Genomic DNA, 15,908 nt, shown 5'->3' with positions numbered 1-15,908 from the left:
CCGCTCCGCCGGACTGGCGTGCGGTTCCGGCCGGTGCAGGCCGACTGACACGGGGTGATGCGGGTAGGTTCAGTCGCCGCGCGGCAACGGGATCGGGACGGCCTGACCGCTGGCGAGGTTGAGGAATGCGCCGGCGTGACCGATGGAGCCGCGTCCGAGAAGGTCGAACAACAACGCCAGGGCATGGCTCGCAACGACGCGGTTGACGAACAGCGACTGGCGTTCGAGCGCTTCGGCGACCGAGCAGGAAGGGGCATCGTCGTCGGGCAGGTTTTCGTCGGCGAGTTCGGGGAAATATTCAAGCACGGTCGGCAGGCGATGGCGGTGCTTGTTGGAACAGTGCTCCGGGGAGCCTATGAGATATTGCCCGTCGCTCGCGCGATTGCCGAGATCCATCCAATAGGCGGGAACGGTCCCGCATTCGGCGAGCGCGGCACCGATCGCGCGGCGGGCCGATGCCGTGTCGACACAGGTGATGACGATGTCGGCGCCATCCATACTAATGGCTTCAGGGGCGCGGCCGTGCACTGCCTGCCAGGCCAGGCCGTGTGCGAGGTTGATCCGTTCGGTGAGCGTGCGGGCCTTGGAACTGCCGACGTCGCCCCGGTAATATGGCTGCCTGCCGAGATTGGCTTCGGTCACGATGTCGTCGTCAATCACGACGACATGCAGCGATCGCGAGGAGATCGCGCGCAGCGCGGTGTCGAGCGAGGCGAGTCCCATCAGCATCTGCCCGCCGTTTCCGCCGCAACCGACCAGCAGGATGTTGATCGTGCGATTATCGAACCCGGCGGGCAGATAATGACGATCCGTGAGGTCAGTCGGCATGACGGTCTCCTGAAAACGGGCTCCGTGGTAACGGCAGGAACATGCCGTCGGCGCAAAGGCGCGCGAGCATCGCCGGACCACAGGGATCGTCGAGCCGGCCGACGACGATCGCGATCTTCGTCGCATGGGCGTCATCGGCATCGTCGGTGGTGCTGAAGAAGGCGGGACCGACCCCGTGGCTGTGAAAATCGCAGACAACATGCCAATCGGGCTGCGGAATCGGCGTGCGATAGACGAGGCGCGAGGGTGTGGCTTCGTCGATGACAGGAAGGTCCACCGCGAATTCCCGGGTCGCTTCGTTCCAGAGGACGAACGCCGCGGCTTCATTGGGCAAGGCTGCGCGAAAATGATCGAGAATATGATCGAGATGCTCGCGTGGAATGAGCCCGCAGCGCAGTTCGGCGCGACAGGCGCCCGTGCTGCCATAGGGCATATGGAGGGAAAGCGGCGGCGTGATCGGGAAATCCAGTTCCAGCCAGGGCCGGCGCAGGATGAGCATGACGCCGTCTATCCCGATCGCAAGGCCGCGTCCGGCGCGGGCGGCGCGCAGCATAGCGAGGGCGGGCGAGCGTCCCTGTGGCGGGACCGGATAACAGGGCACGGCGGCAAGGACCGCGGCCGCAGTGGGATCGTCAGCAAGCACGGTCATTGGTTCGCCCCTCTCGCAAGGAGCTTTCCGAGAGTCATCTGATCGGTCCGGGTTGCTCGCCGGGAGGCCTGTCGTGTCCGACCGGGATCGAATGGCCTGAGACGCCTGACCGGAAAGCGCTTCGCCTTGCGCGCGGCGAGGTCGTCCCAGAGCCGAACCAGACCACCTTTGCCGGTGATGGTCAGTTCCTGTCCGGGATTGGGGTGGGTGGACCAGCTATCGAACACCCCGCGCTCGAATTCCGGGATGGAGGCTGTCGTCAGCGTTTTTGGCTTCGGAATGTTGCCCCAGCAAAGTTGCCCGTCGAGATAGACATTGAGCACCGGCGAGTGCAGCACCGGGGTATCGATGCCGGGGCGTTCGTTTGCCGGCAAGGCGTAAACGCCGAACCCCGATCGGGTCGCGATGAACAGATGCGGCGGATACGGGACCGGCATAGTGGTTCGCGCGGCGAGCACCTGCAGGCCGGCGGGCGGATCCGTGAGAGCGAAATAGGCCGGGCGAACCTGGGTCGGGATCCACCATGCGAGCATGTCGGGATGAGCGACCAGCACATTGTCAGGCAGGAATTCGGGAAGAACGGTCCGGCCCAGGGCCTCGGTCCATTGACGCAGATGCGCGCGCGACAGCGATGTGCCCGCGCCGATGATCGGCTTTCCCTCATCGTCATGCTCGATCGCATGGATGCTGGCGAATGCGGCGGCGCCCGCGCGAGCGGTGGCATAGGGACTGGCGTTGCGGATCGGCTGGCTGCGGTAAAGGAGAATGGCGTTGGTCAGCGCGAGGCCGCCGGCGGTCGCTTCGAACTGGGTGCGGTGGTCGGACATAAGGAACCTCAAAGGTTGGCTGGATCGAGCTGGATCAGGTCCTGCGCGGCGAGCAGGAACCGCGCGCCGACACGCAAGGACGCGAACCAGTCGTCGATCGGGACTGAATCTGGCAAAGGGCAGAAGCCGGCGATGTCCATGAAGCCGTATTCCATCCCGTGGCGTCCGACGTCATCGACCTCGCGTGCGAACTGCTCGACCGGAACGAGCGTCAGCGGGGGCAATGTCGAGCATTCCTCGATGCCGGGGAGATACTCTTGGGCAATCTCGATATCGAATTGCCAGGCGCTGCGCTCCGGTCGGAGTTTCCCGAGAGCGGCGTACGCCTTGCGGAGTTCCTCCAGTTTCCGGTGTAAGCCGTTCGGAAGTTCCGCCGATGCCCCCGCGTTTGCCGCGATCATCCAATCGGGCCGGCGAGACTCCATGTTGGATGGCAGAGTGAGTTCCTCGATATCGTCAGGATCCATGCCCTGATATTCGACGATCCACTGCCGCGCGGTTTCATCATCGGTCGCGCCGTCCCAATAGTACATAGAGATTTCATCGAAGAGGTCCTGGTAGCCGAAGATCGGAAGGGCGCGGCCCAGCATATCGTCGAGGGCCTTGTAGGCTGCGGCGCGCCAGGGAATGGGCGCATCGCTGTCTTCGATCCATCCGAGGTCGAGTTGCCCCATGCTGTCGCAGATCACCGCGATAGCCGGCGGATAACCTTCGTTCCCGTGAAGAACCGCGACCCTGAAGTCCGCGAATTCGACGGAGCCCAGAATGTCGAGCACCGCCTTGTCGAACAGTCGTTCGATGCGCTGGCGCGCCTGGTCGCGAGTATAGCGTTTAGCCGTCGTTTCCCGAGACGTGGCCCAGCGGCCTATCAGCTTGTGATGGGACGCCAGTGGAGCATCGAAGAGGGCGGGAATGTCGCCGGACAGTGCAACGGCCCGCCCCGCGAGGTCAGCCAAGGGGTGGAAGGCGCAGGCCCGGTGGCGGCGGGAGCGGCCTGGGAGCCTTGCTCCCGCCGTCCCCGGACGCGAGAAGGATGCACGCGTGGAGCGCCTGGGTTTGCTCGCTGCAGATTGGCTGGGTGAATTCGGATGTGTCGCCATTGCCGGGCTCGATCCATTCGATGAGCGTTTTACGAACTGCGGACGGGATCGCCGCGCTGCTGCCGCGCGCCACGGTCAGCCCTTGGTGCCGACGGCGCGCCGGTATTCGGTGACGTGAGCGCCGCCCGACACGCCGGCGTCGACCATCTCGGCGTTGAGAACCGCGGGGTAGAGCGTGGCATGGTAGGCACGCAGACCGTCGGGATCGTTGGCGAGATGCGGCGGAACCGGAAGGTCGATGCCGTCATAGCGGTACGCGCGGGTGAGATGGTTGATCTGCATGAGGTAAAACTCCCGGCTTGGGTCGTGGCGAGATTTGAGCGGAGTCCGGTCAGAACAAGGTGGCGGGTTGGTCCGGTTTGGCGTCGACCGGCGGGGTGACCGCGTGCTGGAGCTTCGGAGGACTCACAGGCACCGTCGTCTTTGCTGTCGCGGCCTTCGTGGCGGCCTTGGCCTTCGCGGCCTCCGCTGCGGCGATCCTTGCGTCCTCGGCCGCCTGGCGCTGATCGGCGATCTGGTCGGCAAGGGTCTTGCGCGTAGCGATGAGCTGGCCGAGTGCGCCGTCCGATCCACGGCCAAGTTCCGCATCGATCTCCACGGCGGTTGCGGTGATCGAGATCGGGCGGGTCTCGCCGGATTCGAGACCGTGCTTCGCGCCTTCCGCCTTGCGGGGAATGACGGTCAGCGTGACGGTATCGTCGGGGCCGGCGACAAGATCGAAACCGAGCGAATAGTTGGCGAGAAGCGGCAGCAGGTTGGCAATCAACATGGGCGTTGGTCCTTGTCTGGAAGGGTGAGGGTGTCGGTCAGGCGGCGATTTGCGAGATGGGAGCGTCGGCCGGCTGGGCAGCACGATCCGGGGGCGGTCCATAGGCGCCATCGAGCGTCATGCAGCCCGGCAGACGTCCCGCCCAATCGAACCCGATGCGATTGAGCATGCTGGTGACAAGCTCGGTCTTTTTCGATGCGAGCAGCTTGGCGAACCGTTTCTCGCCGACATGCGCGATCAGGCCGCATTCCTGGGCGATGAACTTGAGCTCTTCCTTTGTGTAGCGCTCGAGAAAGGTCTGATCGACCTGCCACGTCTCGCGCAAGTCGACCTCGAACACTCTCGCAAGGTCCGCGACATGATCGAAGCTGAGCACATCCTTGGCGTAAGCGCCGCCGATGACGGCCAGCACATTGGCGGCCCGCGCATCGGCAAGCGCCCGGATTTCCGCGATCTTGCCCTTGAAGTCGAGGTCCGGGAACGAGGCGCCGACGAGGATGCCAGCGCGGGACGTCAGCGTGTCGGGCTTGATCTGCGAAAGCGTGCCCGACATCGCCGCCACAAGGATCGTGGTCCGGGCGTGGACAGCATTGCCCGCGAGCGCACGGGCAAGCGCGGTTCGCCATGTCGCCTCGCGAAGCTCGGCGGTTCGGGTCGCGATCGACCTGGCCGTGACGGTCGGCTTATGCGCCGTCGACGCGGCCGGCACGGTCTCGGCAGTGCGTGGCGGGGAGGCTCGCGGTTTTCGACAGCACTGGATGATATGGCGCCGCGTTCCGGCTGCGGCTGGAGATCCATCGATGGCGCGGGTTCGACGGTGACATCGTCCTGCGCATCAGCGTCGGCATCATCGGCAGCAGGAGGCATCGCTCTCCTGGCCGCCTTCGCGGCGCGCTCCTTTTCCTCGAAACGGATCACCTCGGCGGCTTCGGTCTTGAGCTTGAAGCATCCCGGATTGGTGCAATGGCCATCATCGACATGGGTTTCGAAAAGGACTTGCTGCGCCGCCGAGTTGAACGGACAGGTGGCGCACTCGGTCTTGTCGAAACAGGCGCTCGCGAGGCTATGCGTGATGCGCATCAGTTCCTTGCGCGTATCGTTCACGTCAAGATTCAGGCGCAGGATCGTGTCGAGGGCCGTGTCCTGCTTGTCCTTGGGGATGACGGCGAGCAGTTCGGCGTGACCAACCTTGATCCGGCGCTCATCGAGGGCGGTCTTAGCGGCGTCGGTGAGTTCAGCGAGCGCCAGGCGGCGATCAAGCTTGGCGCGGGACCAGGCCAGTCGCCGTGCGGCCTCGGCGCGGTCGCCGTTGCATGCCGCGAGGTAGCGGACGGCGGCATCGGCCTGCTCGGTCTCCGACGGATCGTCACGGTCGTCATTCTCGGCGATCGCGGCATCGAGCGCTTCCTGGTCCGTCATCACGCGGATGATGACCGGCACTTCGCCGTCGAGCCCATAGACTTCCAGCCCTGCCCTGTACCGGCGCTCGCCGGCGACGATGGCATAGACGTCGTCCTTCGGCCGGAGCAATATGGGCTGGAGTATGCCGCGCTGCCGGATGGAAGCCACCATCTCCTCGTGCTTCTTCCGGTCGAAATACCGGCGGGGATTGTCGCCCTTCACGATACTGGCGAGCGGCAGCGTGGAGGGATAGCTCGGTTGTAGCGAGGTCAAGGCTCGTCTCCTGTGTGGATTGTAGCAGGCTCGCGTTCAGGGTTGGCTGGACGCCCATGCCGCTGCGCGTGTCGGAATGTGCGGGACGCGGCTGATCATCAGTCTGCATTCCGCAACCATCTCCCTCCCCCTTCCCCTCGCCCGGTAGAGGTCGTTCCAGTCATTGAAGCCCGGCGGTGGAGGCAGCGGCTCGATCGACCGGCCGTCTCGCGCATGCGCCTGTTTCGCCCGCGCCGCGCCGCGCCGACCGGAAAGGTCGTTGTCGTGAAGGAGGAAGAGGCGTTCGACCCGCTCAGGCACAGTGACCAGGGGGAAGCGGTCGGCACCAAGCGCGGCCCAGACAGGGATGCCGAGCAGCAAATGAGCGGACCAGGCGGTCTCCCAGCCCTCAGCCAGCCCCAGCACATCGGTGGCGGCCCCGAAACGGACGGTGCCACCGTGCGGGCGACCCAGCATCAGTTTGGGCGGATCGAGATCAGTGGCCGGCAATCCGGTCCGGGGGTCGAGGAACAGCCGTTCGAGTGCTATGACGCCGGTGTCGGCTTCAACGGCGGCGAGCAGCGCCGGACGGAAACGGACGTCGGCGCCCCGGCCGAGCGGCACATGATCATGGTAGCGCAGCGCCGGATGCGGCTCGTTGAAACCACGCGTCGCCATATAGACGCCCGCCGGCGTATCGGTAACGGCACGCGCTTCCTTCCAGAGCGAACGGATCCGGCCGGCCAACCGTCGCTCGCTGCCATCCGCGCGTGCGAATTCCGTTTCAGCATCGGCCGTCGGTATAGGGCGCCTGTCGCTGCGCAGCGCGCGAATGACATCGATCGTGGAACAGCCGGCAAAGCATTTGAACAATATGCTATGCTCGCCGACCCGGACCGAAAGGCTCGGGCGATGGTCGTCATGCGCCGGGCAACGGCACATCGCGCCCGATGGCTTCCATGTTCCACCGAGTGATTTGACGATGCTGGCGGCAGCGGCATGGAGACGAGGATCGGCGCTCGTGCGCGACAGGGCCATGGGAGGAACTCCAGCATAGGGAAAACTCCCTCGCCCCACTCCTCCTTCTCTTCAGGCCGCGGCCGACGCTCGCTGCCAATGTGATCTCAGGTCGGATCAACGGGCAGCGCGTCCCCGTTTCACCGGCGCAGTGCTGCACGCTACGCTGGCCTATTTGCTGACCACTGATACCGGCGCTGAACTTCTACCGTCGGAACCGCCGGACGCCGTCTATCGCAATGCAGAACGGGACTTCCTGCCGGGTCCCGTCTGGAACGTCGCCGCATTTGCGGGCGCAGTCGTGACAGGTTTGCGCATATCCGGACAGCAAGGTCTGGAAACACGCATCCATCTTATCCCGCCCGGCGGCGGTCAGCTGGACATATATCCGGCGTTTATCGAAGGGATCAGGGAAGCGCTCGACTATGCCTTGCGCCTCCATCTCGCCAAGGCATCGCCGACCGGTCATCTCCGATGCTTTCGACGCGAGGCAGAAGCTGGTCAGAGAAGTCTTCAATCCCTGGCTGTCGCGCCAGTAGAGATCGAGCAACATTTCGCATCCTGGGTCGGCGCAGAGAGAGCCGAACATGGTGGCCGACGCCGCTCTTGCGCTAATGATCGACCTGCATAGAGGTGCGAAAACAGCCGGACGGCCTGTGTCGTCCAGCATGGGGTCAATTCGGGCATCGTGTCGCATGGGCATTTGCTCTCCATCCCATTTGGGTAGCATCATGGCGAACCGTGCCGATGCCCCAACGTCTGGTTGCCCCCCGCTATCCTGAACAAAGTAGTCCAACAGGCATGATGCTCGAATCCTCCTGTCCGGCAAGGTGCCTTTTGGAGGGGAATTTCGATACCGAATTGGTTAACATTGCGGGATATTCCCACATTGCCTGCCCAGCATCGACGCGCGGGCAACTGGCGGATCGTGAAGCGAACGCGAAGCCAAAGTCGACACATTAGCGTGCGGTCTGCGCCTGAAAGGCAAGAAGCGTGAGGAACCCATCCAGCAGCATTACCGTGGCACATTTCGTGGCACATTTAGGGTAATGGAGGGGAGTGGAGGGCAATTGGCGCACCGCAAATCAAGGGCTTGCTTCCCCTGCGTTACCCTGTATTACCCCGAAGGCCCGGTTCGATTCCCGTAGGGGTCACCACCACTTCCATTCAGGCCAGGGTACCAACCGTTTTTTCAACTGGTGCCACTCTGGCCGTGTGTCTATGGCCAGCCATTCATGAACAAACGTCGCCCCCTTCCCTGGCCGGGAATCGCGCTCGCCACTGTCAGCAGCATTGTCCTGTTGATCTGGGGCACGGGCCTTGATCTGGTTATCGCCAATTTCCTGCTGTGGATCGGCAGCTTGTGGATTTCACGGCCGGAACCCGTGATTGCGCAACCCAGCCAGGATCGCATGGTTTTCCGGCGTGACAGCATGCGTTCCCTGATTGAGCATTCGGGCCTCCCCCTCATCATGCTGGACAGAAATCGCATCATTGTCGCCAATTCCGCCGCGCGCGAGACATTGGGGCGGCATATTGTAGGCCAGGACGCCCGCGTAGCCTTGCGCCATCCCGATGCGATTGCCCTGCTGGACGAAGCTGGCGGCGGCAGCGCCACGATAAAGGGGCTGACCGGACCGCGCAGCATCTGGCACATGAGCCGTTACCCCGTGGATGAACGGTATTGGATCATCGAACTGATCAACCGCACCGCCGAAGCCGATATCAGCCGCGCCCATACCGACTTTGTAGCCAACGCCAGTCATGAATTGCGGACCCCCCTGTCCTCGATCATCGGTTATGTCGAAACGCTGGTCGACATGGCTGATCAGGTCGATGCTGAAACGGCGGCACGCTTTCACGGGACTGTTCTGAAAGAAGCGAACCGCCTGCAAACGCTGGTTGATGATCTGATGTCGCTTTCCCGGATCGAAGCGGAGAAGCACGATCTGCCAGCCACTGAGATTGAATTGAACGGCCTCGCCGCACAGGCTGCGCGCGACGCGGGCATGCCGGATGACAGGGCGCGCATCGCGGTCGAACAATGCGAAACACCGCTCGTGATTCGCGGCGACCGGCAGCAACTGGAACAACTCGTTCGCAATCTGGTCGACAACGGTCTGAAATATGGCGATCCGGAAGGCACGGTTTCCGTCACGCTTTCTCGCGATGAAAGTGGCGGCGTCGTCCTTAAGGTGCAGGATCAGGGCGAAGGGATTTCACCCGAACATCTTCCGCACCTTACACGCAGGTTCTATCGCACGGATCCGGGCCGCAGCCAGGCGGCTGGGGGCACCGGACTTGGCCTCGCGATCGTCAAGCATATCGTCGAACGGCACAAGGGGCGTCTGGACATTGCCAGCACCCCCGGAAAGGGCACCTGCATTACAGTGCGTTTTCCCGGTTTACAGAATGATACCGCCACCTTGTCATGAAGGTGTCACATAAGACGGACAGTGCCCCTCCAGACAGCCAGAAAGATGGCAAGCACTCAGGAAGGGCAATCTAACATGAAGAAGTCTCTTTTGGTCGCGACGGCGGTGGTCGCCAGTACGTTGCTGGCCTCGTGCGGCGGTGCAGGCGGTGAGTCCGCAAGCGGTCAGACACGCGATTCGATCCGCGGCGTGGGTTCCTCGACTGTCTATCCTTTCGCCAAGGCCGTGGCGGAAACCTTCGCCAAGTCGTACGCCGACTTCAAATCGCCCATTATTGAATCCACCGGCACCGGCAGCGGCATGAAATTGTTCTGCGCTGGCGTTGGCGCGCAGCATCCCGACATGGTCAACGCATCGCGCCGGATCAAGAAATCGGAATTCGATGACTGTCAGGCCAATGGCGTGAAAGACATTCTCGAAATTCAGGTCGGTCTCGACGGGATTGCGCTCGCTTCATCAAAGAACGGCATCGAGATGAAGCTGACGCCCGAAATCATCTACAAGGCGCTCGCCGCCAAGCCGTTCGGCAAGGAACAGACCGCCAAGAGCTGGAAGGATGTCGATCCTTCCCTGCCAGATTCGCCGATCCTCGTTTACGGTCCGCCCTCCACATCGGGTACCCGCGATGCGCTCAAGGAATTGATCCTCGAAGCAGGTTGTAAAACCGATGCCGCGACCAAGGCGCTGAAGGATACCGACGAAGACAAGTTCAAGCAGATTTGCACTGACGTTCGCGGTGATGGCGCCTATGTTGACGCCGGCGAAAACGATAACCTCATTGTCCAGAAAATCGAAGCCAATCCAAAGGCTCTGGGCATTTTCGGTTACAGCTACCTCGAAGAAAATGCTGACAAGATCAAAGGTCTGTCCATGAACGGGGTTCAGCCGACCTATGACAACATTTCCAACTTCACATATCCGGGCGCCCGTCCGCTCTATATCTATGCGAAGAAGGCCCACCTGGACGCAATCCCCGGATTGAAGGAATATCTTGGCGAATGGCCGAAGATGTGGGGTAAAGGCGGTCCGCTGGCCAAAATTGGCATGGTTGCATCCCCTGACGACGTCATTGCGAAGAGCACCGAAGTCGTCACGAAGTTCACACCGATGACCGGCGACGGACTGAAGTAAGGGCGCGAAAGCTTATGTCGCCGACTATTCTGCTACTGCTTGCTCTTGGCCTGGGTCTCGCCGGGTGGTTGGCGGCAAGAGCTCGCGCCTACAGCTTCAAACGTGAAGTTGCAGGCGGGAGGCTCGCCGCACTCCCATCCTACCACGCCTGGTATGTCGCCCTGTGGGTGCTGATCCCGACCGTACTGTTTGTGGCTGTCTGGAGCTTCATCGCCCCGCAACTTGTCACCAGTTCTGTTCTCGCATCACCCGCGGCGGCCAATCTGCCAGAATTCGGCTTCCTTCGGAGCACGATCCTGAACGAGGCTGCCGCAGTGGCCAAAGGGGATGCCGCAGGTGTCTTCAATGACCAGGCACAAGCCCTGATCGAGCCTTACCGGGAAGCGATCGGCCAATCGCGTATGATTGGCCTGATCGCGACCATGGTTATCGGCTTCATGGGGGGTGCCTGGGCATTCCTCCGTATCAAACCGGACTTCGCCGCGCGCACGCGGGTGGAACGCACCGTGATGGCGATCCTCCTGCTTGCCTCGCTGGTCGCTATCCTGACGACGCTCGGCATTCTCGTTTCACTTACTTTTGAAACCGTGCGCTTCTTCGGCATGGTCTCCCCCGTGGACTTCCTGTTCGGCACCTTCTGGGGGCCGGACCCGATGAGCACGACGACCGATCCCACGCGTTACGGCGCGATCCCCCTGTTCTGGGGCACCATTTTTATCGGTGCGATCATCGCCATGATTGTGGCCATCCCGCTTGGCCTGATGAGCGCGATCTATCTCACCCAATACGCCAACCCAAAATGGCGTGCGTGGCTGAAACCGGCGCTGGAAATCCTCGCAGGTGTTCCCACCGTAGTCTATGGCTACTTTGCGGCACTGACGGTAGCGCCGTTCGTCCGCGATCTGGCCCAGTCGGTCGGGATCGCCAATGCCTCCAGCGAAAGCGCATTGGCAGCCGGTGTGGTGATGGGCGTGATGATCATCCCGTTCGTCTCATCCATGGCCGATGACTCGATCGCCGCCGTGCCGCAGGCCATGCGCGACGGCAGCCTGGCCATGGGCGCAACAACATCGGAAACGATCAAGCGCGTGCTTGTCCCCGCTGCCCTTCCCGGCATCGTGGCAGGCATCATGCTGGCCATCAGCCGCGCCATTGGCGAAACCATGATTGTGGTTATGGCCGCCGGTGCCGCCGCCAATCTTACCGCCAACCCGCTTGAGGCGATGACAACGGTCACATTCCAGATCGTTGCCATGCTGACCGGTGAAGGCAGTTTCGATCATCCCGCGACGCTCAGCGCCTTTGCCCTGGGTTTCGTTCTCTTCCTCGTGACGCTTGGGCTGAATTTCATCGCCCTGCGCGTCGTAAAACGGTTCCGCGAAGCTTATGAGTGAGGCAACCCTCCCCAATCGCAGCGCGCATTTCCAGGCGCGACTGAAGAAGCGTTATGCGGCAGAGCAGCGCTTCAAATTCCTCGGCCTTGGCGCGATCATCTTTTCGGTGTGTGTGCTGGCGGTGCTGCTGGTCAGCATGACCATGAACGGTGTCGGCGGATTTCAGCGGGCAGAACTCTCTGTACCGGTGAACTTCCGCGAAGCGGGGCTGACGATCGAGCCACAGCGCCTGAAAGATTCAGACGCGATCCAGGCGCTCGAAACCGCCGGTTTGCCCATGCTGGTCCAGACCGCCGCCGAACAGGCCCTTGGGCCGGATGGCGCGGAACAGGTCAGCAGCGATGCCTGGCGTGAAGTCGGGCGGGCGATCGTTGATGATCCGGCCCTGCTTGGAAGCGAGAAGACCTTCAACCTTCCGGCAACCAACAGCCTCGCTTCTGCCTTGCGCGGTGAAGGACGCGAAGATTTGCGTCCGCTCGCAAAGGAACTGAGTGACAAGGGCCTGCTTGCACGGCATTTCGATCCGGGCTTTCTGACCCGCGCTGATGCCACCGATCCGCAAATGGTCGGTATATGGGGCGCTCTCAAGGGCTCTATCCTGACCATGTTGGTCACGCTGGCCCTCGCTTTCCCGATCGGCGTGCTGGCCGCGCTCTATCTGGAAGAATACGCCCCGAAGAACCGGTGGACCGACATTATCGAGGTTTCGATCAACAACCTCGCTGCTGTTCCATCGATCATCTTTGGCTTGCTGGGCCTCGCCGTGTTTCTCTGGATATTCCCGTTCTACCGGTCCGCTCCGCTGATCGGCGGGATGACACTGGCGCTCATGACCATGCCGGTGATCGTTATTTCCGGACGGAATGCGATCAAGGCCGTGCCCCCATCCATTCGTGATGGTGCCCTCGCCATCGGCGCTTCGCCGGTGCAGGTCGTGTTCCACCACGTTCTGCCGCTGGCTCTGCCCGGCATCATGACCGGAACGATCATCGGCATGGCGCGTGCGTTGGGGGAAACCGCCCCGCTTCTGATGATCGGGATGCGCGCCTTTGTCGCCACCCCGCCAGACGGGTTCACATCCCCTGCCACAGTGCTGCCCGTGCAGATCTTCCTGTGGTCGGATGAAATCGATCGCGGCTTTGTCGAGCGGACATCCGCGGCGATCATCATCCTGCTTCTCTTCCTGCTCGTCATGAACGGGCTGGCCATCTACCTCCGCAACCGCTTCGAGAAAAAATGGTGAGCAATCAACCTACCCTTGATACGATGGTCCCGACCGTCGAATTCGCCGAGCCGAACAGCGATCTGACTCCTAAGATGAGCGCACGCAACGTGTACGTTTATTACGGGGAGAAAAAGGCTCTCGATGATGTCAGCATCGACATCCAAACCAAATATGTGACGGCGTTCATCGGTCCGTCGGGTTGCGGGAAGTCCACCTTCCTGCGCTCGTTGAACCGCATGAACGATACGATCGCCGCCGCACGTGTAACCGGAGACATCCATCTCGATGGCGAGGACATCCACGCCATGGACGTGGTGCAATTGCGCGCACGGGTGGGCATGGTGTTCCAGAAACCGAACCCGTTCCCTAAATCGATCTTCGAAAACATCGCTTATGGCCCGCGCATCCACGGGCTGGCGGATGGCAAGGCGGATCTCGACAACATCGTCGAGAAATCGCTGCGTCGCGCCGGTCTGTGGGACGAGGTCAAGGATCGCCTGCAGGATAGCGGCACCGCCTTGTCAGGTGGCCAGCAGCAACGCCTGTGTATCGCCCGCGCCATTGCGGTCGATCCCGAAGTGATCCTGATGGACGAGCCTTGTTCTGCACTCGACCCCATTGCGACGGCCCGCATCGAGGAACTGATTGACGATCTGCGCGGGCGTTACGCCATTGTGATCGTGACACACTCGATGCAACAGGCCGCGCGCGTTTCGCAACGCACGGCGTTCTTCCATCTGGGCAAGATGGTGGAATATGGCGTGACGTCTGACATCTTCACCAATCCGCGCGAAGAGCGCACCAAGGATTATATTACGGGGCGGTACGGCTGATGACGGAACATACAGTCAAGGCGTTTGACGAAGACATAACCCGCATTCGCGGCCTGATTGCCGAAATGGGCGGTCTGGCCGAAGTCGCGGTGCAGGAAGCTATCGATGCACTGATCAACAGCGACGAATCTCTCGCGGATTCGGTTGTTGTGCGCGACAAGAAAATCGATGCGCTTGAAGTCGAGGTCGACAAGCTGGCCGTGCGCATCATTGCCTTGCGTGCACCAATGGCGGACGATTTGCGCGAGGTTATCGCCGCGCTCAAGATCTCCGGCGTCGTCGAACGGATCGGCGACTATGCCAAGAACATCGCCAAGCGTGTCGGACGCATTGAAAGGCGCCAGACCTTTGAACCGCTGACGCTGCTGCATGCGATGGGCGATCTTGCCTCGGAAATGGTCCACGACGTGCTGACTGCCTATGGCGCGCGCGATGTCGTTCTGGCCAAGGAAGTCATCGAACGCGATGCGAAGCTGGATGGCTTCTACAACAGCCTGTTCCGGAATCTGGTTTCCTTCATGATGGAAAACCCGGCCACGATCAGCAGCGCAGCGCAGATGCTTTTTATCGCCCGCAATCTGGAACGTATTGGCGACCACGCCACCAACGTTGCCGAAATGGTCCACTATGCCGCGATTGGCGAGTATCCGCCCGATCGCAACGATGACCGTTGAACTTTCTGGAATTCCCTCACCCGGCCTTTGTCATGATAATGCAACAATGCTGTGGTGAGGGAATGGCAGTTCGATGACAAAACCAAAACTCCTCCTGGTCGAAGACGATACGGCGCTTGCCGAATTGCTCGAATTCCGTTTCAAGAACGAAGGCTATCAGGTTCGTTCAACAGGCGATGGTGACGATGCCCTTGTGCTCGCCGCAGAAGAAACGCCGGATCTCATCATTCTGGACTGGATGATCGAGGGCACCAGCGGCATCGAGGTTTGCCGCCGGTTGCGCCGCGACAAGGCCACGGCCAACGTCCCCATCATCATGCTGACAGCACGCGGCGCGGAAGACGATCGTATTCGTGGCCTCGATACGGGGGCCGACGATTACATGACCAAGCCCTTCTCCCCCGCGAATTGCAAGCACGCGTGGCTGCTGTCTTGCGCAGATTGCGCCCGGCGCTTGCCGGTGAAACCGTAGTGGTAGGCGACCTCAGCCTCGATCCGGTGGCGCATCGTGTGGAACGGCAAGGCACCAAGTTGACGCTCGGCCCCACAGAATATCGGCTTTTGCAGTTTTTCATGGAGCATCCGGGCCGGGTGTTTTCGCGCGGACAACTGCTGGACGCGGTCTGGGGAACGGGCAGCGAGATCGAGGAACGCACCGTTGACGTGCACATTCGGCGGTTGCGCAAGGCTATCGAGATCGACAACGCAATCGACCCCATCCGCACTGTCCGTTCTGCCGGGTATTCCTTCGAAGGCGCCTGATCTGTCGATTGTGCGACTGTGAACGGCTCGCTAGATCGCCTGCTGTTCAGACTGTTGCGGTCTTGCCGTTAACGAACACCCGGCACTGGCGCCAATCATCAGGATGACGGCGACCAATCGCAGTCTCCCATTGATGGACAACTGCGCGGCGATGATCGCCAGTCCGGCAATGGCAACGCGTGCATTCTCATGACCGGCGATGCCTTAAGTGGGATAGTCTGGCAACCGGGGAACAATTCCCCTGCACTCCGTTGCGAAAACCTGTGCGACCTGCGACAGCCTTGGCATGACTTTCCTGGCCTATATCGGCGCTGCGCTGGCAGAAATTGCGGGATGTTTTGCATTCTGGGCCTGGTTGCGCCTTGGCAAATCGGCGCTCTGGCTTGTGCCGGGCATGCTTTCACTGGCGCTGTTCGCCTATTTGCTGACTCTGGTCGAAGCCGATCACGCTGGCCGGACCTACGCCGCCTACGGCGGCGTTTACATCCTGTCGGCAATTGTCTGGATGTGGGCGGTCGAAGGGGCAAAGCCGGATCGCTGGGATCTGATCGGTGGGGCGATCTGTCTGTGCGGGGCCGCTGTCATCCTGTTTGGACCACGCTCTGCCTGAT

General features: G+C 61.8%; 15 protein-coding genes and 2 pseudogenes. 8 read left to right on the top strand and 9 right to left on the bottom strand.

Annotation, left to right across the window (positions count from 1 at the left end; all coding sequences use genetic code 11):
- Positions 1-69 precede the first annotated feature (69 nt).
- The 9 genes and pseudogenes from EGO55_RS16905 to EGO55_RS16865 form a co-directional block, all read right to left on the bottom strand.
- On the bottom strand, positions 70-828 hold the full coding sequence (locus tag EGO55_RS16905; RefSeq protein WP_021688193.1) for a PRTRC system ThiF family protein: 759 nt from the start codon (positions 826-828) through the stop codon (positions 70-72).
- Complete coding sequence (locus EGO55_RS16900) at positions 818-1,477, bottom strand: PRTRC system protein A (RefSeq protein ID WP_021688194.1); 660 nt, start codon at positions 1,475-1,477, stop codon at positions 818-820. The genes EGO55_RS16905 and EGO55_RS16900 overlap by 11 nt, the downstream gene beginning before the upstream one ends.
- Complete coding sequence (locus EGO55_RS16895; RefSeq protein ID WP_021688195.1) at positions 1,474-2,304, bottom strand: PRTRC system protein B; 831 nt, start codon at positions 2,302-2,304, stop codon at positions 1,474-1,476. The genes EGO55_RS16900 and EGO55_RS16895 overlap by 4 nt, the downstream gene beginning before the upstream one ends.
- A gap of 8 nt (positions 2,305-2,312) precedes the next feature.
- Entirely contained in the window at positions 2,313-3,260 is a 948-nt protein-coding gene (locus EGO55_RS16890) for a hypothetical protein (protein ID WP_021688196.1), read from the bottom strand.
- A gap of 219 nt (positions 3,261-3,479) precedes the next feature.
- Positions 3,480-3,686, bottom strand: a complete 207-nt coding sequence (locus tag EGO55_RS16885; RefSeq protein WP_013846912.1) for a PRTRC system protein C — start codon at positions 3,684-3,686, stop codon at positions 3,480-3,482.
- Between the two features lie 49 nt (positions 3,687-3,735).
- Positions 3,736-4,173 carry a PRTRC system protein E gene (locus tag EGO55_RS16880; protein ID WP_013846913.1) on the bottom strand — a complete coding sequence of 146 codons (438 nt, stop codon included), beginning with the start codon at positions 4,171-4,173 and terminating at the stop codon, positions 3,736-3,738.
- A gap of 37 nt (positions 4,174-4,210) precedes the next feature.
- Positions 4,211-5,847 (bottom strand): annotated as a pseudogene (locus EGO55_RS16875) (PRTRC system ParB family protein).
- 36 nt (positions 5,848-5,883) lie between these two features.
- Positions 5,884-6,864, bottom strand: coding sequence for a DUF7146 domain-containing protein (locus EGO55_RS16870; RefSeq protein ID WP_021688198.1), 981 nt, complete (start codon positions 6,862-6,864; stop codon positions 5,884-5,886).
- A gap of 184 nt (positions 6,865-7,048) precedes the next feature.
- Entirely contained in the window at positions 7,049-7,396 is a 348-nt protein-coding gene (locus EGO55_RS16865; RefSeq protein WP_021688199.1) for a helix-turn-helix domain-containing protein, read from the bottom strand.
- Between the two features lie 682 nt (positions 7,397-8,078).
- Between EGO55_RS16865 and EGO55_RS16860 the strand changes: the two genes are divergently transcribed.
- The 8 genes and pseudogenes from EGO55_RS16860 (at position 8,079) to EGO55_RS16825 (ending at position 15,907) form a co-directional block, all read left to right on the top strand.
- Positions 8,079-9,278 (top strand): sensor histidine kinase, encoded by a 1,200-nt coding sequence (locus EGO55_RS16860; RefSeq protein WP_021688200.1) that lies wholly within the window; start codon positions 8,079-8,081, stop codon positions 9,276-9,278.
- Positions 9,279-9,353: 75 nt separating this feature from the next.
- On the top strand, positions 9,354-10,409 hold the full coding sequence (locus tag EGO55_RS16855; RefSeq protein ID WP_021688201.1) for a substrate-binding domain-containing protein: 1,056 nt from the start codon (positions 9,354-9,356) through the stop codon (positions 10,407-10,409).
- A 14-nt stretch (positions 10,410-10,423) separates the two neighbouring features.
- Positions 10,424-11,803 carry a phosphate ABC transporter permease subunit PstC gene (pstC, locus tag EGO55_RS16850; RefSeq protein WP_021688202.1) on the top strand — a complete coding sequence of 460 codons (1,380 nt, stop codon included), beginning with the start codon at positions 10,424-10,426 and terminating at the stop codon, positions 11,801-11,803.
- A complete protein-coding gene (gene pstA, locus EGO55_RS16845) occupies positions 11,796-13,046 on the top strand; it encodes a phosphate ABC transporter permease PstA (RefSeq protein WP_021688203.1) in 1,251 nt (416 codons plus the stop codon). The genes pstC and pstA overlap by 8 nt, the downstream gene beginning before the upstream one ends.
- A gap of 23 nt (positions 13,047-13,069) precedes the next feature.
- The gene (gene pstB, locus EGO55_RS16840) at positions 13,070-13,861 is read left to right on the top strand and encodes a phosphate ABC transporter ATP-binding protein PstB (RefSeq protein ID WP_052023595.1); all 792 of its coding nucleotides are present in this window, start codon (positions 13,070-13,072) and stop codon (positions 13,859-13,861) included.
- Positions 13,861-14,535, top strand: coding sequence for a phosphate signaling complex protein PhoU (gene phoU / locus EGO55_RS16835; RefSeq protein WP_021688205.1), 675 nt, complete (start codon positions 13,861-13,863; stop codon positions 14,533-14,535). The genes pstB and phoU overlap by 1 nt, the downstream gene beginning before the upstream one ends.
- Before the next feature lie 73 nt (positions 14,536-14,608).
- Positions 14,609-15,297: pseudogene (gene phoB / locus EGO55_RS16830) on the top strand (phosphate regulon transcriptional regulator PhoB).
- A gap of 286 nt (positions 15,298-15,583) precedes the next feature.
- The gene (locus tag EGO55_RS16825) at positions 15,584-15,907 is read left to right on the top strand and encodes a YnfA family protein (protein ID WP_021688207.1); all 324 of its coding nucleotides are present in this window, start codon (positions 15,584-15,586) and stop codon (positions 15,905-15,907) included.
- Position 15,908: the final 1 nt, after the last annotated feature.

This window comes from Caenibius tardaugens NBRC 16725, assembly GCF_003860345.1.
In the GTDB taxonomy this organism is placed as follows: Bacteria; Pseudomonadota; Alphaproteobacteria; order Sphingomonadales; family Sphingomonadaceae; genus Caenibius; species Caenibius tardaugens.
Note: the sequence above shows the minus strand (reverse complement) of the source record. Positions and strands in the feature narration are given on the sequence as shown.